The sequence below is a fragment of the Streptomyces sp. NBC_00523 genome, assembly GCF_036346615.1.
Classification (GTDB): domain Bacteria; phylum Actinomycetota; class Actinomycetes; order Streptomycetales; family Streptomycetaceae; genus Streptomyces.
In genome coordinates this window covers 951,579-971,147 of the sequence record NZ_CP107836.1, presented here as the reverse complement: position 1 = coordinate 971,147, position 19,569 = coordinate 951,579, and the positions used below count along the sequence as shown (strand labels likewise).

The following is a 19,569-nucleotide window of genomic DNA, read 5'->3' as shown; positions in this document are numbered from 1 at the left end:
GAGCCACCCCGCTCCCTAGCGTCGGTCCCATGAACGCGACCTCCCTGCGCGGCGCCCTGCTCGCCGCCTTCGCCTGCGTCCTCGTCGGCGCCTCCTTCACCGCCAACAGCGTCCTCGGCGACTACCCCTACGCGGGCGGCCAGGCGCTCCGCTACGGCCTCGCGGCGCTCCTCCTGCTGCCCCTCATCCACCGCCCCGGCGAACCCCGCCCCGCCGCCACGCTGCGCCTGCTCACCGGGCGCCAGTGGGGGCGGCTCGCCCTGCTCGCCGCCGTCGGCATGGTCGGCTTCAACCTCGCGGTCCTGGCCGCCGAACGCTCCGCGGAACCCGCAGTTCCGGGCGTCTTCGTCGGCTGCGCCCCGATCCTCGTCGCCGTCCTCGTCCCCCTGCTGGAAGGGCGCAGGCCCGCACGGCCCGTGCTGTACGCGGCGGCGCTGGTGGCCGCCGGAGCGTTCACGGTCCAGGGCTGGGGGCGCACCGACCTGAGCGGCCTCCTGTGCTCCGTCGGCGCGCTGGCCGGCGAGGTGGGCTTCGCCGTGATCGCGGTACCGGTGCTGCGCCCGCTGGGTCCGAAGCTGCTGTCCGCGACCGTGTGCGCGATCGCGGCGGCCGAGTCGGCGGTCCTGGGCCTGGTGCTCGACGGCGGCGGCTTCCTGCGCGTGCCGACCGGGGCCGAGGCGCTGGCCCTGATCTGGCAGGCGGCCGTGGTGACGGTCATCGGATTCGTCTGCTGGTACATGGGCATGCAGCGCATCGGCGCCGAGCGCGCCACCCTGTTCTCCGGCCTCATCCCCGTCTCCGCCGCGCTCACCGCCCCGCTCGTCGGCACCGGTTCGTACGGTCTCGCCCAGGCCGCCGGATCCTGCCTCGTCGGCCTGGGGGTGGCGATCGGCTCGGGCGTGCTGGGGAGGCGCGCCGCTACGGTCCCGCAGGTGGAAGCCCCAGCTCCGAAGGCGGACACCGGGCCGCGCGCGGTGCGCCGGTCCGCGAACGTCCTGTGAACGCTGTGCGGCACACCGTCCATTCACAGGGTCTTCGACGCAGGATTGGTCTTGACCAAGGGGTTGCGCCGTCCTATGGTCTCAACGTTAAGACAGGAACCTTTAATAAATAACGTCGCGGAATAAGCCGCTGGGTGATTGCGGAGGACAGGGTGGGGACCACGCAGCTGGAAACGGTGCAGGAGCCGAAGTACTGGCACCTCAAGACCGTGCTCAGTGAGGCACTCGACTCGGACTTTGCGGTGGGGGAGATCCTTCCCAACGAGCGCGAGCTCGCCGCCCGGTTCGGCGTCGCCCGGGCCACGCTCCGGCAGGCTCTGGAGCAGCTCGAACTCGAAGGCAGGCTGCACCGCCGCCGGGGCGTCGGGACCACGGTCGCCCCGCCCCGCGTCGGCGTGGCCGTCTCCACCGCCCGCAACGACTGGACCGACGGCGGGGCCGACACGGCCTGGCAGCCGGTGGACTGCGAGAGCGCTCCCGCCCCGGCCGCCGTCGCCGCCACGCTGAACGCCGGCGCCGAGGAGCCCGTGCACATCGTGCGCCGCATCCGCACGAGCCACGGCCAGGTGGTCGCCGCCGAGCTGCTCTACGTGCCGTCCTCCTCGGTGCCCGAGCTGTCCGGGATAGCCGCCCCGTCCGGCGCGGCCCGCGCCCGCAACGTCGTCCGCGAACTGCACCGGCTCGGCCTCGACGGCCAGGACCGCTCCGTCGAGCTGGGCTCCGCCCGCGCCGACGACGCCAGGGAGCTGGACCGGCTCCCCGGTGCCCCCGTCCTCGTGGTCACCACCCGCTACCTCGCCGCGGGCGGCACGGCGGCGGTCTCGGTCGCCACCTACCGGGCCGACACCTGCCGGCTCACCTTCGGCGACTCGGGCGACCTGGAGATCAGCCACCCGGCCCAGGAGGAGCGCCAGGCGTCCTGACGCCAGGCGCATCGAGCACCCCACGGCCCGTCGCGTTCAGCGGCGGGCCGTCACCGTTCCCTCGACCGCGAACAGCTCCTCCTCGACGTGGTCGAGCGCGAGCCGCAGCGCACCGGTCGCCACCGCCGCCTCCCCGAGGAGCGACAGGCACACCCTGGGCGGGCGCAGGCAGTAGCGGGCCAGCTCGCTCCGCAGCGGGTCCAGCACCCCGTCCAGACCGGCGGCCCAGCCCCCGACCACCACCAGCTCGGGGTCGAGCGCCAGCACCAGCGCCGCCACGTCGTGCACCAGACGCTGGATGAACCGCTCCACCGCGGCCTGCGCCTGCTCGTCCCCGTGCCGCGCCTTCGCGAACACCGCGGCCACCGCGTGCTCGTCCAGCGGGTCCAGCGGGGTGTCCGTCGTGGACAGCAGGTGCTCCGGCGTCACATCCCGGCCGAGCAGGTGCAGCGCGCCGATCTCCCCGGCCGCGCCGCCGAACCCGCGGTGCAGCCGCCCGCCGATCAGGGAACCGGCGCCCGGGCTCAGCCCCGCCAGCACGAACACGATGTCGTCGGACTCCGTCGCCGCGCCCTTCCAGTGCTCCGCGACGGCGGCGGCGTTGGCGTCGTTCTCCACGAGCACCGGGCAGCGGAAGGAGCGCCGCAGCCGTTCGCCCAGGGGCAGGCCTGTCCAGTCCGGCAGCGCGGTGCCCAGCCGCACGGTCCCGTCGGCCTCCACGATGCCCGGGCTGCCCACCCCGACCGCGCGCAGGCTGCTGCGGGCCACTCCGGTGCAGCGCAGGACGTCGGCGACCACGGCCCGTACCCGGTCGAGGCGGTCGTCGGCACCGGCGGTCTCCGACACCTCGCGGGAGCCGGCGCCGATGATCCGGCCGTCCAGCCCCGACAGCAGGGCGGAGACGCGGTGCGGGCCGATCTCGATGCCCAGCAGGTGCCCGGCCTCGGCGCGGAAGCGGAAGCGGCGGGCCGGACGGCCCTGACGGCGGGTTTCGGCCCCCTCCGGAGCGCACTCCACGACCAGGCCCGCCTCGAAGAGCCCTTCCACGACGCCCTCGACCGTCGGACGGGACAGGCCCGTGATCCGGGTCAGGTCCGTGAGGGTCGAGGAGGCCGTGCCCCTGAGGGCATGAAGCACCACCGCGGAATTGATCCGCCGCAGCAGCGAGGGGTCCCCGCCGGTCAGCCGGCCCACGGTGTGTCCTCCCAGCTAGTGCGCATGTCAGGCGGATCGTACTCGCTGCTCAGGGGGTAGGCGACCGAGGGATGCGAAGCCGTTAGGAAGGGGTGGGGCACGCCGGGCGCGGCTGCCGCGGAGCCGGATGCGACGACCCGTGCCATCTGCTGCCGGGCTCCGGTCAGTTGGTCCCCGGGCGGTGCCAACTGGGGGCGCGGCAGGCGGAACGAGGTGGCCGAAATCATCTCAAAGTACGGAGCGGAGTCCCGATTGTCAGTGGGGGAAGGTTTACTGACGGCATGACCACCGCACATCACCTCCGCCTCATCGACGGGATGCGCGCCCGGGAGTTCCCCGCGGAGCGCGTCCGGTCGGGTTCGGGAGTCAGCGGTCCCGGTTATCACACGGCGTTCCTGTACGCGGACGAGGTCTGGGAGGACGACGAGGCGGCTCGGCTGGAGCGCCGCGCCCAGTGCGTCGCGGACCACGAGGCATTGGTCACCCTGCTCGGCAGCCGCTGGGGCGAGCCGCAGCTGGTCAGTCTGTTCAGCGCCCAGGAGCGGATGCTCGCCGGTGAGGAGATACCGCAGCCGTGGGCCGACACGGTCGCGGGCTGCGCGTACCTGCGTCTCTGGTACATCGAGGAGCGCTGGATAGCGCTGGCCCTCGCTCTGGAGGAGGGCGGCTCCGGCTGCGAGCTGAGCGTGGTCGTCACGGAGACCGATCCGCCCTAGCCGGACTCTTCCTGCACCGCCGCGCGCAGCCGGGCGTACTCCTCGGCCATCGTGGCGGCCGTCCAGTGCGCGTTGAGGCCGCTGGGGTTGGGCAGCGCCCAGACCCGGGCCCCGCCGACCGTCCGGTCCTGCGGCCCGATCCGGGCCCCGCGCTCGCCGAACGCCGTGCGGTAGGCCGTGATGCCCACGACGGCGAGCCAGCGCGGGCGCAGTTGCCCGACCTTGGCGGTCAGGATCCGCCCGCCCTCCCGGTACTCCTCGGCGGACAGCTCGTCGGCCCGGGCGGTGGCCCTGGCGACGACGTTGGTGATGCCGAGCCCGTGGTCGAGCAGTTCGGCCTGCTCGGCGGGGGCCAGCCGGCGCGGGGTGAAGCCCGACAGATGGAGCACCGGCCAGAAGCGGTTGCCGGGGAAGGCGAAGTGGTGCCCCGTCGCCGCCGTCGTCAGGCTCGGGTTGATCCCGCAGAACAGGACGCGCAGGCCGCCCGCGACCACGTCGGGTACGACGCGGTCGCGGGCGGCCTGGAGCTCTTCGGGCGTCATCTGCGCGAGGCGGAGGCGGTGGCCGTGGCCGTCAGAGGATCGAGCCGGGCGCGTAGCCGGCGGCCTCGGGGTGCTGCTTGGTGATCTCCTCGATCCGCGCGACGAGCGCGGTGACCTGGTCGCCGGCCGCCCCGGTGAAGGACAGCTTGTCCGCCATCAGCTCGTCCAGCTGGGCGCGGTCCAGCGGGATGCGCTCGTCGGCGGCGAGCTTGTCCAGCAGCTCGTTGCGCTCGGTGCCCTGCTCGCGCATGGCGAGGGCGGAGGCGACGGCGTTCTCCTTGATCGCCTCGTGGGCGACCTCGCGGCCGACGCCCGCGCGCACCGCGCCCATCAGGACCTTGGTCGTGGCGAGGAACGGCAGGTAGCGGTCCAGCTCGCGGGCCACGACGGCCGGGAACGCGCCGAACTCGTCCAGCACCGTCAGGAACGTCTCGACCAGCCCGTCGAACGCGAAGAACGCGTCCGGCAGGGCCACCCGGCGTACCACCGAGCAGGAGACGTCGCCCTCGTTCCACTGGTCGCCCGCCAGCTCGCCGGTCATCGACGCGTAGCCGCGCAGGATGACCATCAGGCCGTTGACGCGCTCGCAGGAGCGGGTGTTCATCTTGTGCGGCATCGCGGAGGAGCCGACCTGGCCGGGCTTGAAGCCCTCGGTGACCAGCTCGTGGCCGGCCATCAGCCGGATGGTCTTCGCCACCGAGGAGGGCGCCGCCGCCAGCTGCACCAGCGCGGTCACCACGTCGTAGTCGAGCGACCGGGGGTAGACCTGGCCGACCGAGGTGAAGGCGTGCGCGAAGCCGAGGTGCGTGGCGATGCGCTCTTCGAGCTCCGCCAGCTTCCCGGCGTCGCCGCCGAGCAGGTCCAGCATGTCCTGCGCGGTGCCGACCGGGCCCTTGATGCCGCGCAGCGGGTAGCGGCCGAGCAGGTCCTCGAGGCGGCCGTACGCCACCAGCAGCTCGTCGGCCGCGGTCGCCAAGCGCTTGCCGAGGGTGGTGGCCTGCGCGGCCACGTTGTGGGAGCGCCCGGCGACGACCAGCTCTCGGTACTCGGCGGCCAGCTTGCCCAGGCGGGCCAGAACGGCCACCGTGCGATCCCGCATCAGCTCCAGGGAGAGCCGGATCTGCAGCTGCTCGACGTTCTCGGTGAGGTCGCGCGAGGTCATGCCCTTGTGGACGTGCTCATGGCCGGCGAGGGCGTTGAACTCCTCGATCCGGGCCTTCACGTCGTGCCGGGTGACCTTCTCGCGCTCGGCGATCGAGGCCAGGTCGACCTGGTCGAGGACGCGCTCGTAATCGGCGAGGGCGGCGTCGGGCACCTCGATCCCGAGGTCCTTCTGGGCGCGCAGCACCGCCAGCCACAGCCGGCGTTCCAGCTTCACCTTCTGCTCGGGGGACCAGAGGACGGCCAGCTCCGTGGAGGCGTAGCGGCCGGCCAGGACATTGGGGATGCGAGGCTTCGCAGACACAGCAGTCACGTGTACGGATTCTACTGGCGGTTTGTGCAGCTCAGCGCCGAGGTCCGGTTTGTGCGTTGCTACGAACCGGACGCGTCCCGCGCCCCCCGCTCACCGGACTCCACCTGACGCCACGTCGCTACCGGAGCCGCCCAGCCGTCCTCCTCCGGGGTCACCCAGAAGGCCCGCCCGAGTGCGGCGTCGAACTGTGCCCCGGCCCGCCCGTCGCCCGAGGAGCGCCCCGTGAGCCGCCGGCCGATCCAGGGCAGCAGGTGCTGCCGGGCGAACCGCACGTCCTCCACCCGCCGGGCGCCCCAGCGCGCCGGGGCCGAGACGGGCAGCGGGGCCTTCCAGTCGCTCTCCGGCGGCAGCCCCAGCGCCTGCCAGACCGCCTCGGCGACCCGGCGGTGCCCCTCGGCGGTCAGGTGCAGCCGGTCGACGTCCCACATGCGCTGGTCGGCCAGGGCCGGAGCGCCGTACAGGTCGACCACCACCGCGTCGTGCCGGGCGGCCAGCTCGTCCACCAGCGCGAACAGCTCCTCCATGCGCGGCCGGAACCGGTCGAGGACGGGTCCGTTGCGGCCGGGGCTGCGCATCAGCACCAACTGCTTGCACGAAGGCGCCAGGCGCTCGACCGCCTCCTCGAGGCGTCCGCGGACCATGCCCATGTCGCACTTGGGGCGCAAGGTGTCGTTGAGGCCGCCGACCAGCGTCACCACGTCCGCCCGCATGGCGGCCGCCACCTCCACCTGCTCGTCCACGATCTGCGCGATGAGCTTCCCGCGTACCGCGAGATTGGCGTACCGGAAGCCCGGCGTACGGGCGGCGAGGCGGGAGGCGAGCACATCGGCCCAGCCCCGGTACGAGCCGTCGGGCAGCAGGTCCGACATGCCCTCGGTGAACGAGTCGCCGACCGCGACCAGACTGGTGTATGAGGCATTCATTTCCATGGCGATGCGATCGTATCGCGGTGCCCCGAGACCCCGGCGGGCGAAGGGCGGCTCCGGACCGGGGTCCGGAACCGCCCCTGGTCAGCGGCTCTGCGGCCGCCCCACCAGCTCCCGGAGCACGTCCTCCATCGTGACCATGCCCGCGAGCCTGTCGTCCTCGTCCAGGACCGCCGCCAGATGCGTACGGCTGCGCCGCAGCGCCGTCAGCGCGTCGTCCAGCGGTGTCGCCGCCCGGACCCGGGCGATCGGCCGCATCGAGGACACCGGGAACGGCATGTCGCGCGGGGTGACGTCCAGGGCGTCCTTCACATGGAGGTACCCGAGGATGCGCTGCTCCGCGTCCATCACCGGGAAGCGCGAGAAGCCCGTCTCGTACGACAGCCGCTCCAGCTCCTCCGGTGTCGCCCCGACCCGGATGTACATCACCCGGTCGACCGGAAGGACCACGTCCCGTACCGGCCGGCGGCCCAGCTCCAGGGCGTGGTGCAGGCGCTCGGCCGCCCGGTCGTCCACCAGGCCGGCGTCACCGGCGTCCTTCACCAGGCGCGCCAGCTCGTCGTTCGAGAACGTCGCCTCCACCTCGTCCTTCGTCTCCACCCGCAACAGCTTCAGCAGGGCGTTGGCGAAGGCGTTGATCGCGAAGATCACCGGGCGCAGCGCCCGGGCCAGCGTCACCAGCGGCGGACCGAGCAGCAGCGCGGACCGCACCGGCTCGGCCAGCGCGATGTTCTTGGGGACCATCTCGCCCAGCAGCATGTGCAGATAGGTGGCCACCGTCAGCGCGATCACGAACGAGGCCGGGTGGACCAGGCCGTGCGGCACGCCCACCGCGTCGAAGACGGGTTCCAGCAGATGCGCGATCGCGGGCTCGGCGACGATGCCGAGCACCAGGGTGCACAGCGTGATGCCCAGCTGCGCCGCCGCGAGCAGCGCCGAGACGTGTTCGAGGCCCCAGATGACGCTGCGCGCCCGCCGGTTCCCCTGCTCGGCCTGCGGCTCGATCTGGCTGCGGCGCACCGAGATGAGGGCGAACTCCGCCCCGACGAAGAAGGCGTTCACGACCAGCGTCAGCAGACCGATGAAGAGCTGTACGGCGGTCATCGCTCGTCCTCCGACGGCAGGTGGGCACCGGTCAGCGGTGCGTGCAGCAGGGCCCGGGCGGCGCGGCGCCCGGAGGCGTCCACCACGTCGAGCCGCCAGCCGGCCAGCTCGATCGAGTCGCCCACGGCCGGGATGCGGCCGATCTCCGAGGCGATCAGGCCCGCCAGGGTCTCGTACGGGCCGTCCGGCACACGCAGCCCGATCGTCGCCAGCTGGTCCGTACGGGCGGCGCCGTCCGCCGACCACAGGACGCGCCCGTCGGCGTCCTCGCCGGCCGGGGCCAGGTCCGGCGTCTCGTGCGGGTCGTGCTCGTCGCGGACCTCGCCGACGACCTCCTCCACGATGTCCTCCAGCGTCACGACGCCCGCCGTGCCGCCGTACTCATCGATCACGACCGCCATGGCGAGTTTGCCGGACAGCCGGTCGAGCAGCCGGTCCACGGTCAGCGTCTCGGGGACGAGCACGGGCTCGCGCAGCATCTCGGACACCCGCTTGCGGGGCCTTTCCTCGGCCGGGACCGCCAGGACGTCCTTGATGTGGGCGACGCCCACGACGGTGTCGAGGCTGCCCCGGTAGACGGGGAAGCGGGAGAGGCCGGTGGCCCGGGTCGCGTTGGCGACGTCCTCGGCGGTCGCGCTGACCTCCAGGGCGGTGACCTGCACGCGCGGGGTCATCACGTTCTCCGCGGTGAGCTCCGGGAGATTGAGGGTGCGGACGAACAGCTCGGCGGTGTCCGCCTCCAGCGCGCCCTCCTTGGCGGAGTGCCTGGCCAGCGCCACCAGCTCCTGCGGGCTGCGCGCGGTGGCCAGCTCCTCGGCCGGTTCGAGCCCGAAGCGGCGCACGATCCGGTTGGCGGTGTTGTTGAGGTGGCTGATGAAGGGGCGGAAGACGGCCGTGAAGGCCCGCTGCGGGGTGGCGACCGTCTTCGCCACCGCGAGCGGCGAGGAGATGGCCCAGTTCTTCGGGACCAGCTCACCGACGACCATCAGGAACACCGTGGACAGGGCCGTACCGATGACGAGCGCCACGGACGAGGCCACACCCGGCGACAGGCCGACGGCCTCCACCGGACCCCGGATCATCTTGGCGATCGACGGCTCGGAGAGCATGCCGACCACCAGGTTGGTGACCGTGATGCCGAGCTGGGCCCCGGACAGCTGGAAGGTGAGGCTGCGGACCGCCTTCATGGCGCTCTCGGCGCCGCGCTCGCCCCGTTCGACGGCCCGCTCCAGCTGGCCGCGCTCCACCGTGGTCAGGGAGAACTCCGCGGCGACGAAGGCGCCGCAGGCGAGCGAGAGCAGTACCGCAACGAGCAGCAGAAGCACTTCGGTCATCGGTTCACCTCCGTCCCATGATCGGACAGGGACCGGCGGACCGCGCGATGTCGGTGGCTTCTGGTACTGGGAGGCTCGCCCATGGGCGGACGCTCACACCTTTCGTCGGAAGGGGAAAGACTGCCTCCCCATAGTAAAGGATCGGCAAAGTCGCGAGTGCGGCCGGTCACCTGCCTCCTGTTCCCGGCCCCAGCGGCTTCACCCACCGCCGCCAGTGGTTCTCGCGGTGGTAGCCGGCTGCCTGCCAGGTGTGGTGCGCGCGCTGGTTCTCCTCCAGGACCATGGCGTCCACCCGCCGCCCGCCGAGTTCCGCGAAGCGCTGCTCCGCCGCCTCCAGCAGTGCGGTCGCGATGCCCTGCCGACGGTGGTCCGGATGGACGGCGAGCCGGTAGGCCGAGCACCGCCAGCCGTCGAAGCCCGCGATCACGGTCCCCACGAGCACGCCTTCCCGCTCCGCGAGGAGCAGCGCCCCCGGGTCGCGGTCGATGAGCCGGGCCACCCCGTCGTGGTCGTCGCTGATGCTGGTGCCTTCCGCCGCCGTCCGCCAGAACCGCAGCACGGCGTCGATGTCGGAAGGGGCGGCGGGGTGTATCGAGAGATCACTCATGGCGCGAGCCAATCAGAGGTGCGCGCGGCGGGGCGAGTGCTTTCCCCGCCGGTACGGGGACGGCTCAGCCCAGTCGCGCGGGCAGCGACTCGACGCCGTACACGATCGACAGCTTGCGGAAGGCCAGGTCCTGCGGCGGTACGGCGAGCCGCATCGCGGGAAAGCGCCGGACCAGGGCCGGGAAGGCGGAGCGCAGTTCCATCCGGGCGAGCTCCGCGCCGATGCAGCGGTGGATGCCGTACCCGAAGGCGAGGTGGCCGGCCGGAGTGACCCGGTCCACGTCGAACCGCCCGTCGTCCGTGACGTACGCCGGGTCGCGGTTGGCGCCGCTCAGCGAGCAGAGCACCATGTCGCCGCGCGGGATCACCACCCCCGCGACCTCGATGTCCTCGCGGGCGAACCGGGGGAAGGCCATCTGCACGGCCGACAGATAGCGCAGCACCTCCTCCACGAAAGGCGCCGTCACGGCGTCGTCCTCGCGCAGCCGGTCCGCCACCTCGGGGTTCCGCAGCAGGACGAGGGCGCCGAGCGCGATCGTGCTGGCGGTCGTCTCGAAGCCCCCGGTGAGCACCCCGTCGGCCAGGCCCGCCAGTTCCTCGTCGTCCACGCTGTCCCCGTGCTCCCGCACGATCATCCCGAGCAGGCCGTCGCCCGGCGCGCGCCGCTGGTCCCGGACCACGCCCCGGAAGTAGTCGAGCGACTCGGACATGGCGCCGAACGGCGCGGTGGCCCCCTGGAACAGGTCGAAGCGGTCCATGGCGAGCTTCTGGAAGTCTTCGCGGTCCTCGTAGGGCACCCCGAGCAGTTCGCAGATGGTCAGCGACGGCACCGGCAGCGCGAACGCGTGCACCAGATCGACCGGCCCCGGCGCGGCAGCCATCGCGTCCAGCCGCTCCGCGACGATCGCGTCGATCCTGGGCGTCAGCCGGCGCAGCCGGCGCATCGTGAACTCCGGGGTCAGGATGCGGCGCAGCCGCGTGTGCACCGGCGGATCGCTGAACCCCAGGCCGCCCGGGCTGTGCTCGGCGGCTATGCCCGCGTTGCCCGCCAGGTGCGCGAAGTCTGTGCTGAAGCCCTCGGCGGAGCCGAGCACGGCCTTCGACTCCTCGTAACCGGTGACCACCCAGGCGTCCATGCCGAACGGCAGCGCCACCCTGGACACCGGTGCGCCCGCACGGGTCTCGGCCAGCCGCCGGACCGGGTCGAGCCCGTCCCTGCGCAGCGGCATCAGGAGCTGTTCCGGGAGCAGTTTCATCGTGGTCGACCCGAATCCGTGCTTCTGGATCCTGGCCAGGTAGCCGCGCCCGAGCCGGGCCGTGATGCGGGAACGGAACGTCGTCGTACTCAATGTCACTCCATGAGTCGTCGCGAGAACTGGTCGGTTGGCGCGCCTGCGGCGCCAGGACGTGGCCGACCGCGGTGACTTCGGCTACCTGAGCCCTGAGCAGGAATTATGACCAGGTGTTCGACCCATGGGGGGCCGGGGTACGGAATCCGTCCGAATACGCCGGTGAACGGACGCGCGGGCGGCTCCGGCGGGCTGCCGGCCCGCCGCTGCCGCCCGCTCCGCTCAGCCCAGCGGCCGGTCGCCGCCCAGCGGCGCGGCCAGCCAACCCGTCGCCCGCGCCCGGAAGTCCGCCGGGGCGAGCGAACCGGCGCCCTCCGGCACGACGCCCAGCAGCGGAGCCCCGGCGGCCACCGGGAGGTCCGCCACATTGCAGCGCTCCGCCAGACCGGGCGCGGCCGGCATGCTGCCGATGACCACGCCCAGGCAGTCGAGCTCGCGCGCCCGCAGCGCCTCCGCCGTCAGGGCCGTGGAGTTCAGCGTGCCCAGACCGGCCGGGGCGACCACCAGGACCGGGGCCGCGAGCAGCCGCGCCGCGTCCGCCAGGGTCGCGCCCTCGTCGTCGAACCGTACGAGCAGCCCGCCGGCGCCCTCGACCAGGACCAGGTCGTGATCGGCGGCCAGCTTCCCGGCGGCCTCGGCGACCTCGTACGGGCGCACCGGGTCCATCCCGGCCCGCCGGGCGGCCGTCGCGGGCGCCAGCGGCTCGGGGAAGCGGGCGAGTTCGACCGCGGTGACGTGGGCGCCCGCCAGTCGCGCCACCTCGGCCACGTCGCCGGGTTCGCCCGGCGCCAGGCCGGTCTGGGCCGGTTTGAGGACGGCGACGCGGCGGTGCGCGGCGGCCGCCGCCACGGCCGCCGTCACGATCGTCTTGCCGATCTCCGTACCGGTACCGGTCACCACCAGAACGCTCATGCCTCAGCCCTCCCGCGCCGCCGCGCACACCGCGCGGCAGATGCGCGCCACATCGTCGTCACCCGTCACATACGGCGGCATGGTGTAGACGAGGTCCCGGAACGGCCGCAGCCACACCCCCTCGCGCACCGCGGCCGCGGTCGCCGCCGCCATGTCCACCTCGTGGTCCAGCTGGACGACCCCGATGGCGCCGAGCACCCGTACGTCGCGGACCCCGGGCAGTTCCCGCGCCGCCGCCAGGCCCTCGTTCAGCCCGGCCTCGATCCGCTTGACCTCCTGCTGCCAGTCCTGGCCGAGCAGCAGGTCGATGGAGGCGCAGGCCACCGACGCGGCCAGCGGGTTGCCCATGAACGTCGGTCCGTGGGCGAGCACCGGCACCTCGCCGCGCGAGATGCCGTCGGCCACCTCGCTCGTGCACAGCGTCGCCGCCATCGTCAGATACCCGCCGGTCAGCGCCTTGCCCACGCACATCACATCGGGGGAGACCCCCGCGTGCTCGGCCGCGAACAGCTTTCCCGTACGGCCGAAGCCCGTGGCGATCTCGTCGAACACGAGCAGCACGCCGTACGCGTCGCACGCCTCGCGCAGCACGCGCAGATAGCCGGGGGAGTGGAAGCGCATGCCGCCCGCCCCCTGGACCACCGGCTCCACGATCACGGCCGCCAGCTCGTCCGCGTGCAGCCCGATCAGCTCGCGCAGCTGCGCCGCGTACGCCGGGTCGGGCTCGGAGTCGTAACCGGCGGGCGGTTCACCGGCGAAGACCTGGCGGGGCAGCGCGCCGGACCACAGCTCGTGCATCCCGCCCTCGGGGTCGCACACCGACATCGGCTGCCAGGTGTCCCCGTGGTAGCCGCCGCGCCAGGTCAGCAGCCGCTGCTTGGCCGGCCGCCCGGCCGAGCGCCAGTACTGCAGGCACATCTTCACGGCCACCTCGACCGACACGGAGCCCGAGTCGGCGAGGAAGACGTGGCGCAGCGGCTCCGGGGTGATCTCCACCAGCCGGGCCGCAAGGCGGACGGCGGGCTCGTGCGTGAGCCCGCCGAACATCACATGGCTCATCCGGTCCAGCTGGCCGCGCGCCGCCTCGTTCAGCACGGGGTGGTTGTAGCCGTGCACGGCCGACCACCACGAGGACATCCCGTCGACCAACTCGTGCTGTCCGTGGGCGGGTTCGGCGAGCCGCAGCCGGACCCCGGACGCGGACTCCACGACCAGCGGCTCCTGCCGGCCCGGCATCGGGCCGTAGGGGTGCCAGACGTGCGCCCGGTCCAGGTCCCGGAGTACGGCGGGGGAGAGCGGCTCAGGCATTGGGAGCGAGGTCCGTGCCCGCGCCGCGGCGGCGTACCGCCACCAGGTCCGTCCGGGCACCCGGGGTCTCCGGCACCTCGGCGGCGGGTACGGCCGCCTCCTCCACGCCGCCGCACGGCCCGCAGCCGCCGCCCGCGTGCGAAGCGCAGCCCTCGGCCTCGGAGGCGCAACCGCCGTCCGCGTGCGAGCCGCAGCCCGCCGCCGCGTCCGCGCGGTGCCGGGGGAGCGTCGTCGTACCCGCCCCCTCCACCTCGAAACCGGCGTCCGCGATCATGTCCAGATCCGCCTGCCCGGCCTGGCCCTCACTGGTCAGGTAGTCGCCCAGGAAGATGGAGTTGACCAGGTGCAGGGCGAGCGGCTGCATCGAGCGCAGATGGACCTCGCGCCCGCCCGCGAGCCGCACCTCCACGTCCGGGCAGACGAACCGCACCATTGCCAGGATGCGCAGACACCGCTGCGGCGTCAGGTTCCACTCCTTGGCGAGCGGGGTCCCCTCGAACGGGATCAGGAAGTTGACCGGCACCGAGTCCGGGTCCAGCTCGCGCAGCGAGAAGACCACGTCGACCAGGTCGGCGTCGCTCTCGCCCATGCCCGCGATCAGCCCCGAGCACGCGGAGAGCCCGGCGGCCTGCGCCTGGTGCACCGTGTCCACACGGTCGGCGTAGGTGTGGGTGGTCGTGATCTCCCCGTACGTCCCCTCGGACGTGTTGAGGTTGTGGTTGTACGCGTCGGCGCCCGCCGAACGCAGCCGGTCGGCCTGGCCCTCGGAGAGCAGACCGAGGCAGGCGCACACCTCGACGCCCTCGTGTCGCTCCTTGATGGCCTCGATGGTCTGCGAGACCCGGTCGACGTCCCGGTCCGTCGGGCCCCGGCCGCTGGCCACCAGGCAGACGCGCTTGGCGCCGCCGGCCACCCCCGCCGCGGCCGCCTTCGACGCCTCGTCCGGCTTCAGCCAGGTGTACTTGAGGATCTCCGCCTTGGAACCGAGCCGCTGCGAACAGTACGAGCAGTCCTCGGGGCAGAGCCCGGACTTCAGATTGACCAGATAGTTCAGTTTCACCCGCCGCCCGAACCACTGACGGCGCACCTTGCCGGCGGCGGCCACCACGTCGAGCAGTTGGTCGTCCGGGGTCGCCAGTACGGCGAGCGCTTCTTCACGGGTCGGCAGCTCGCGCCGCAGCCCCTTGTCCACCAGCGTGTTCAGGAGGTCCATGGCGATGATCCTGACGCACCGCACCGCCCGGAGCCAAGGAGGAACCGGACAACAGAGCTCACACGGGGTGTGTGCATTGCCACACCGTGTCTCGGCATGAGCCCGGTTAGGGTCTGTGAGCTGCCTACAAAAGGGACGTCCCATGCCCGCCACCCCGTTCGAGTGGATCGACGACGAGGCCCGCCGTCGCGCGGACGCGGGCCTGGTCCGCCGGCTGCGGCCCCGCGAGGCCGAGGCGGAACTGCTGGACCTCGCGAGCAACGACTACCTGGGCCTCACCCGGCACCCGGAGGTGACCTCCGCGGCGGCGGACGCGGCGCGCCGCTGGGGCGGCGGGGCGACCGGATCCCGCCTGGTCACCGGCTCGACCGCGCTCCACGCCGAGCTGGAACGCGAACTCGCCGCGTTCTGCGGCTTCGAGGCCGCGCTCGTCCTCTCCTCCGGTTACGCCGCCAACCTCGCGGCCCTCACCGCGCTCACCGGACGCGGCGCCCTCATCGCGTCGGACGCGGGCAACCACGCCTCCATCGTGGACGGCTGCCGGCTCTCCCGGGCCGAGACCGCCGTCGTCCCGCACGCCGACCCGGAGGCCGTCCGCAAGACGCTGCGCGGGCACGAGGGCCGGAAGCTGGCCGTCACCGACTCGGTGTTCTCGGTGGACGGCGACGCCGCGCCGCTGGCCGCACTGGCCGCCGTCTGCCGGGCGGAGGGCGCCGCGCTCCTGGTGGACGACGCGCACGGGCTCGGGGTGCTCGGCGCGGGCGGGCGGGGCGCGCTCGACGCGGCGGGACTCGCGGGGGACGCGGACGTCGTCGCCACGCTCACCCTGTCCAAGTCCCTGGGCAGCCAGGGCGGCGCGGTCCTCGGGCCGGCCCGGGTCATCGACCACCTGGTCAACACCGCCCGGACGTTCATCTTCGACACCGGACTCGCCCCGGCCGCCGTCGGCGCCGCCCTGGGCGGACTGCGGCTGCTGCGCCGCGAACCTGAGCGCGCGCTCAGGGCCCGTACGGTCGCCACCGCGCTGTACGAGGGGCTGACGGCGGCCGGTCTGACCGCGGCGCGGCCCGACGCGGCGGTCGTCTCGGTCCGGGCGCCCTCGGCCGACGCCGCCGTGCGCTGGGCCGCCGACTGCCGGACGGCCGGGATGGCGGTGGGCTGCTTCCGGCCGCCGTCCGTGCCCGACGGCATCTCACGGCTCCGGCTGACCGCCCGCGCGGACCTGACGGACGAACAGGTCGCGCGGGCGGTGGAGACGGTGCGGCGGACCGCACCGCGGAGCTGAGGCGGTGGTCCGCCTCAGCGTTTCAGGCCGGAGACGAAGGACGTCCATGCCGTCGGCGAGAACGCCAGGTGTGTCAGGCCCACGTCCTTCGAGTCGCGGACGGCCAGCAGCCGTCCGCTGACGGACGGCGCGGTCTCCACGCAGTTGTTCATTCCCGTGCTGTAGCTGCTGCTTCGCCAGCGCGACGCGGGCCGGGCGGGGTGTTCGGACATGACGCTTCCTCCGGGCGGTGGGGGGGTCACCGGTCGCCGCGGTCGATCGCGGCGATCAGGTCCAGCGTGTGCTCCGGCGACAGCGCGTGCGTCTGAAGGGTCTCGAAGGCCGAGCTGTACGCCGCAAGGTCTTCTTTCCGTTCCAGATAGAGGCTACTCGTCAAGTGGTCAAGAACGACCACGTCAAGGTCGGAAGCGGTCGGAAAGGAGAAGATAACGAAAGGGCTCGTGAGGCTGACATAGCCGCCGACCGAGAACGGAAGTAACTGGAGTTGCACATGGGGAAGTTGTGCCACCCGGGCGAGATGGCGCAGCTGCTCCCGCATCACCCGTCGGCCGCCGACCTCCCGGCGCAGCACCGCCTCGTCCAGGACCGCGCTCAGCCGCAGCGGCGGATCGCTCCGCAGCACCCCCTGCCGGGTCAGCCGCACCTCCACCAGCGAGTCCAGCTGACCGGACGGCAGCCCGTCCAGCGAGGCCCGGGTCACCGCGCGGGCGTAGTCGGCCGTCTGCAACAGGCCCGGCACCACCGTGGTCTCCAGCGTGCGGGCGGTGCGCGCCTGCGACTCCAGGCTGATGAAGTCGCGGTACTGGGGCGGGATGAGCCCCCGGTAGGCGTGCCACCAGCCGGCGCCGCCCCCGCCCGCCGAACCGGCCAGCGCGCCCAGGACCTCGCGGAGCTTCGGATCGTCCATGCCGTACGCGTCGAGGAGCCGGTTCACGTCGTCCGGCCGCACCCCGCTGACACCTGTCTCGATCCTGCTCACCTTCGACTGGTGCCAGCCGAGCAGCGCCGCCGCCTCCCGGCTCGTGAGCCCCGACGCCTGGCGCAGGCTCCGCAGCTCCTCTCCCAGCTTGCGGCGCCGCACCGCAGGGCCGTGCTGCATCCGATGACTCCCTCCGCTGCCCGACGAGCAGACAGTGTGGCGCCGGAGGGGGCTCGCGTGGGGAGAGTTCACCGGTTTGAGCGACAGATATATGCATATCTTGGTGGATCGCCGCCACGGAGGGCAGCATCGGTGGCACTCTGGCGCGAAGCACAACCGGACCGCTCGACGGGCCGGTACCGGGTGGGAAAGGGACGGCTCGCCATGGCAGACCATCAGGAAGCACGTGTCACCCTGCCGAGCGAGCCGGTCTCGGTCTCCGCGGCCCGCGGGTTCGTCGCCCGGGTGCTGACGGAGTGGGGCCTGCCCGAGGACGCGGAGATGGCCGACACCGTCCGCCTCATCCTCTCGGAGCTGGCCACCAATGCCGTCCTGCACACCTTCGGGCAGTCACCCACCTTCACCGTCGACCTGCGTCTTGAACGGGACGAGGAGCTGCGCCTCGGGGTGACGGACAGTCACCCGCGTCGGCCGCAGCGGCTGCCCGCCGCCGTCCAGCAGGACAACGGACGCGGCATGGTGATCATCCGCTCGCTGGCCAAGGAGTACGGCGGCCGGCTGGCCGTCACCCCCACCGCCGACGGCGGCAAGACCGTCTGGGTGGCGCTCCCGTGGCAGGTCCCCGCCCAGCCCTGAGGCGGCCGGATCAGGCGACCCGGCCGTAGTAGACGCTCCTGGTCCAGATCTTCTCCAGGCGGACCACGGCGCCGGTCTTCGGAGAGTGCCAGATCTTCCCGCTGCCGGCGTAGATGCCCACGTGGTAGACGCTGCGCCCCGAATGGAAGAAGACCAGGTCACCTCGTTGGCGCTGGGAAGCCGAGATGTGCCTGGTCCTGTTGTACTGCTGCTGGGCCGTCCGGGGGAGTCTCTTGCCGGCCTTCTTGAACGAGTAGAGCGTCAGCCCCGAACAGTCGAAGCTGCCGGGCCCGGTGGCGCCCCAGCGGTAGGGCGCCCCCTTCTTCGACGCGGCGATCTTCAGGGCTTTCATCGCGTGGCCGGCCGCCTGCGCCTCGGGCGCGGCTCCTGGGACGCACAACGTGCCGCCGACGGCGGCGAGAGTCATGACCGAGGCCGTGGTGGCCCGGGCGAGCAGAGACGGGACATGAACCTGCGCACTCATGCGCAACCCTTCGTCAGCCGCCTGTGAAGGATGACCTGTCGGGTTCGGGCTGGCGAAGTTGCCCGGCCGCGCGAGGCGGCTTCACCCCGAGGGACAACCGGAGATCCGGCGGTCCCGTAGTGCTCGGGTCCTCCACTCCTGCCGATCCACTCCTGTCGACCAGTCATCCGGGCGGCGGCAGGACTCGGCGTCCGCCCGGACCGCCCCGCCGCGGTGGCGGGGGCTTGTCGTCCCAGGGATCTTGACTCACCTCGTGCCGGATTTCCGAGCCGGAACAGCCATCGGTGAAGACCGCCGCGGATGGCCCGTTCAGGTGGAGGGAAACCCGGACGGCGGTCCGCCGGCCGCCCGCGGCCACGGCCGTACCAGCGGTGTCGCGAGGGAACGCGCCTCACGCGCATCAGGAAAAGGCAAATCGGACCGTCGCTCGTGAGAGGGAACGCCTACGCCGAACGAGCGAGGAAATTCCGCGCGCCCACCGGGCGTGTCGGTGACCTGCGGGGGCGTCAGTCCGGCGGGGCGGGCGGCAGGGCGACCCGGGCCGCCCTCCGCTCGCCGTCCAGCTCCCGCAGTGCGCGGGTCAAAGTGCCGCTGTGGATACGTGTTTCGCCGCGCCGGTGCATCAGCGCGAGCGCGTCCCGTAAGGCCGCCGCGTGCGAGGCGAGGGCCTGGGCGGCGCGCAGGGCCGTGTAGGTGTCGTCCCCGTGCGCCGGGTTGATCCGGCCCACCTGGTCGACCACCCGCAGCTAGCCGTCGATGAACTCGGACTCGGCCCGGGTCAGGGCGGGCAGCGGCGGGAAGTCCGGTGGCTGCATCCCCGGTTCACCACCCGGAGCGCGGCGGCGCCGGGACCCGGTTCCGCACGATGTGGTCGACCAGCCCGTACGCCAGGGCGCCCTCCGCGTCGAGGACGAGGTCGCGCTCGGTGTCCTCGGTGACCTGCTCGGCGGAGCGCCCGGTGTGCCGGGCCAGCATGCCGGTCATCGTCTCGCGCATCCGGGCCAGTTCCCGCGCCTCGATCTCCAGGTCGGACGGCTGCCCCTGAAGCGGCTCGTCCAGCGCGGGCTGGCTGACGACCACCTTGGCGCCGGGCAGCATGTGCCGCCGCCCCGGGGCGCCTGCGGCGAGCAGCACCGCCGCCCCGGCCCCCGCCCGGCCCAGGCAGTAGGTCTCCACCTCGCAGCCGAGGAAGTGCATCGTGTCGTACAGGGTCGTCATCGCGCCGAAGGAGCCGCCCGGCGAGTTGATGTAGAGCGAGACGGGCCGGTCCGGCGCGTCGTGCTCCAGGTACATCAGCTGGGCGACCAGGTCGTTGGCGGCCGTCTCGTCCAGGGCCGTGCCCAGGAAGACGACGCGCTCCGCGAGCAGCTTGGAGTACGGGTCGAGGGTCCGGGACCCCTGAGAGGTGCGCTCGGTGAACTCGGGCAGGACGTGACGGGCGGCGGGACGGTACACGGCTGTGC

At 72.9% G+C, this 19,569-nt stretch carries 21 protein-coding genes and 1 riboswitch; of the genes, 5 read left to right on the top strand and 16 right to left on the bottom strand.

What is annotated here, in order from left to right; translation table 11 throughout:
* The first annotated feature begins 29 nt into the window (after window positions 1–29).
* Both OHS17_RS04400 and OHS17_RS04395 read left to right on the top strand, forming a co-directional pair.
* Entirely contained in the window at window positions 30–1,001 is a 972-nt protein-coding gene (locus tag OHS17_RS04400) for a DMT family transporter (protein WP_330311138.1), read from the top strand.
* Window positions 1,002–1,153: 152 nt separating this feature from the next.
* Window positions 1,154–1,924: a GntR family transcriptional regulator gene (locus tag OHS17_RS04395; protein WP_330311137.1), complete on the top strand. Its 771-nt coding sequence runs from the start codon at window positions 1,154–1,156 to the stop codon at window positions 1,922–1,924.
* A gap of 36 nt (window positions 1,925–1,960) precedes the next feature.
* Here OHS17_RS04395 and OHS17_RS04390 read toward each other — a convergent pair whose 3' ends face one another.
* The gene (locus tag OHS17_RS04390) at window positions 1,961–3,118 is read right to left on the bottom strand and encodes an ROK family protein (protein WP_330311136.1); all 1,158 of its coding nucleotides are present in this window, start codon (window positions 3,116–3,118) and stop codon (window positions 1,961–1,963) included.
* 281 nt (window positions 3,119–3,399) lie between these two features.
* Between OHS17_RS04390 and OHS17_RS04385 the strand changes: the two genes are divergently transcribed.
* Complete coding sequence (locus tag OHS17_RS04385) at window positions 3,400–3,834, top strand: hypothetical protein (protein ID WP_330311135.1); 435 nt, start codon at window positions 3,400–3,402, stop codon at window positions 3,832–3,834.
* On the opposite strand, the gene mug is transcribed toward OHS17_RS04385, so the two are convergent.
* The 10 genes from mug to bioB form a co-directional block, all read right to left on the bottom strand.
* Window positions 3,831–4,376, bottom strand: a complete 546-nt coding sequence (gene mug / locus OHS17_RS04380; protein ID WP_330311134.1) for a G/U mismatch-specific DNA glycosylase — start codon at window positions 4,374–4,376, stop codon at window positions 3,831–3,833. The two genes, OHS17_RS04385 and mug, sit on opposite strands and share 4 nt — an antisense overlap.
* Before the next feature lie 31 nt (window positions 4,377–4,407).
* Window positions 4,408–5,850, bottom strand: coding sequence for an adenylosuccinate lyase (purB, locus tag OHS17_RS04375; RefSeq protein ID WP_330311133.1), 1,443 nt, complete (start codon window positions 5,848–5,850; stop codon window positions 4,408–4,410).
* A 59-nt stretch (window positions 5,851–5,909) separates the two neighbouring features.
* Window positions 5,910–6,779, bottom strand: a complete 870-nt coding sequence (locus OHS17_RS04370) for an SGNH/GDSL hydrolase family protein (protein ID WP_330311132.1) — start codon at window positions 6,777–6,779, stop codon at window positions 5,910–5,912.
* Window positions 6,780–6,860: 81 nt separating this feature from the next.
* Window positions 6,861–7,880, bottom strand: a complete 1,020-nt coding sequence (locus tag OHS17_RS04365) for a hemolysin family protein (RefSeq protein WP_018105206.1) — start codon at window positions 7,878–7,880, stop codon at window positions 6,861–6,863.
* Window positions 7,877–9,214: a hemolysin family protein gene (locus OHS17_RS04360; RefSeq protein WP_330311131.1), complete on the bottom strand. Its 1,338-nt coding sequence runs from the start codon at window positions 9,212–9,214 to the stop codon at window positions 7,877–7,879. The genes OHS17_RS04365 and OHS17_RS04360 overlap by 4 nt, the downstream gene beginning before the upstream one ends.
* Before the next feature lie 166 nt (window positions 9,215–9,380).
* Complete coding sequence (locus OHS17_RS04355; RefSeq protein ID WP_330311130.1) at window positions 9,381–9,821, bottom strand: GNAT family N-acetyltransferase; 441 nt, start codon at window positions 9,819–9,821, stop codon at window positions 9,381–9,383.
* Between the two features lie 64 nt (window positions 9,822–9,885).
* Window positions 9,886–11,169 carry a cytochrome P450 gene (locus OHS17_RS04350; RefSeq protein ID WP_330311129.1) on the bottom strand — a complete coding sequence of 428 codons (1,284 nt, stop codon included), beginning with the start codon at window positions 11,167–11,169 and terminating at the stop codon, window positions 9,886–9,888.
* A 222-nt stretch (window positions 11,170–11,391) separates the two neighbouring features.
* Window positions 11,392–12,081, bottom strand: a complete 690-nt coding sequence (gene bioD, locus OHS17_RS04345; protein ID WP_330311128.1) for a dethiobiotin synthase — start codon at window positions 12,079–12,081, stop codon at window positions 11,392–11,394.
* Window positions 12,082–12,084: 3 nt separating this feature from the next.
* Complete coding sequence (locus OHS17_RS04340; RefSeq protein WP_330311127.1) at window positions 12,085–13,389, bottom strand: adenosylmethionine--8-amino-7-oxononanoate transaminase; 1,305 nt, start codon at window positions 13,387–13,389, stop codon at window positions 12,085–12,087.
* Window positions 13,382–14,602: a biotin synthase BioB gene (gene bioB, locus OHS17_RS04335; RefSeq protein WP_330311126.1), complete on the bottom strand. Its 1,221-nt coding sequence runs from the start codon at window positions 14,600–14,602 to the stop codon at window positions 13,382–13,384. Before bioB ends, OHS17_RS04340 begins: the two co-directional genes overlap by 8 nt.
* Window positions 14,603–14,744: 142 nt before the next feature.
* Here bioB and OHS17_RS04330 point away from each other — a divergent pair, with 142 nt between their 5' ends.
* Window positions 14,745–15,887 carry an 8-amino-7-oxononanoate synthase gene (locus OHS17_RS04330; RefSeq protein ID WP_330311125.1) on the top strand — a complete coding sequence of 381 codons (1,143 nt, stop codon included), beginning with the start codon at window positions 14,745–14,747 and terminating at the stop codon, window positions 15,885–15,887.
* Window positions 15,888–15,901: 14 nt separating this feature from the next.
* Here OHS17_RS04330 and OHS17_RS04325 read toward each other — a convergent pair whose 3' ends face one another.
* Both OHS17_RS04325 and OHS17_RS04320 read right to left on the bottom strand, forming a co-directional pair.
* A complete protein-coding gene (locus OHS17_RS04325) occupies window positions 15,902–16,099 on the bottom strand; it encodes a DUF397 domain-containing protein (RefSeq protein WP_330311124.1) in 198 nt (65 codons plus the stop codon).
* A 26-nt stretch (window positions 16,100–16,125) separates the two neighbouring features.
* Complete coding sequence (locus OHS17_RS04320; protein ID WP_018105215.1) at window positions 16,126–16,986, bottom strand: helix-turn-helix domain-containing protein; 861 nt, start codon at window positions 16,984–16,986, stop codon at window positions 16,126–16,128.
* Window positions 16,987–17,190: 204 nt separating this feature from the next.
* Between OHS17_RS04320 and OHS17_RS04315 the strand changes: the two genes are divergently transcribed.
* Entirely contained in the window at window positions 17,191–17,622 is a 432-nt protein-coding gene (locus OHS17_RS04315) for an ATP-binding protein (protein WP_330311123.1), read from the top strand.
* A 10-nt stretch (window positions 17,623–17,632) separates the two neighbouring features.
* Here the strand turns inward: OHS17_RS04315 and OHS17_RS04310 are convergent, their stop codons facing one another.
* From OHS17_RS04310 to OHS17_RS04300, 3 genes are all read right to left on the bottom strand, one after another.
* Window positions 17,633–18,106, bottom strand: a complete 474-nt coding sequence (locus tag OHS17_RS04310) for a C40 family peptidase (RefSeq protein WP_018105217.1) — start codon at window positions 18,104–18,106, stop codon at window positions 17,633–17,635.
* Window positions 18,107–18,109: 3 nt separating this feature from the next.
* Window positions 18,110–18,274: riboswitch (cyclic di-AMP (ydaO/yuaA leader) on the bottom strand.
* A gap of 338 nt (window positions 18,275–18,612) precedes the next feature.
* On the bottom strand, window positions 18,613–18,852 hold the full coding sequence (locus OHS17_RS04305; protein ID WP_330315153.1) for a hypothetical protein: 240 nt from the start codon (window positions 18,850–18,852) through the stop codon (window positions 18,613–18,615).
* Window positions 18,853–18,928: 76 nt separating this feature from the next.
* Window positions 18,929–19,561 carry an ATP-dependent Clp protease proteolytic subunit gene (locus OHS17_RS04300; RefSeq protein WP_330311122.1) on the bottom strand — a complete coding sequence of 211 codons (633 nt, stop codon included), beginning with the start codon at window positions 19,559–19,561 and terminating at the stop codon, window positions 18,929–18,931.
* Window positions 19,562–19,569 lie beyond the last annotated feature (8 nt).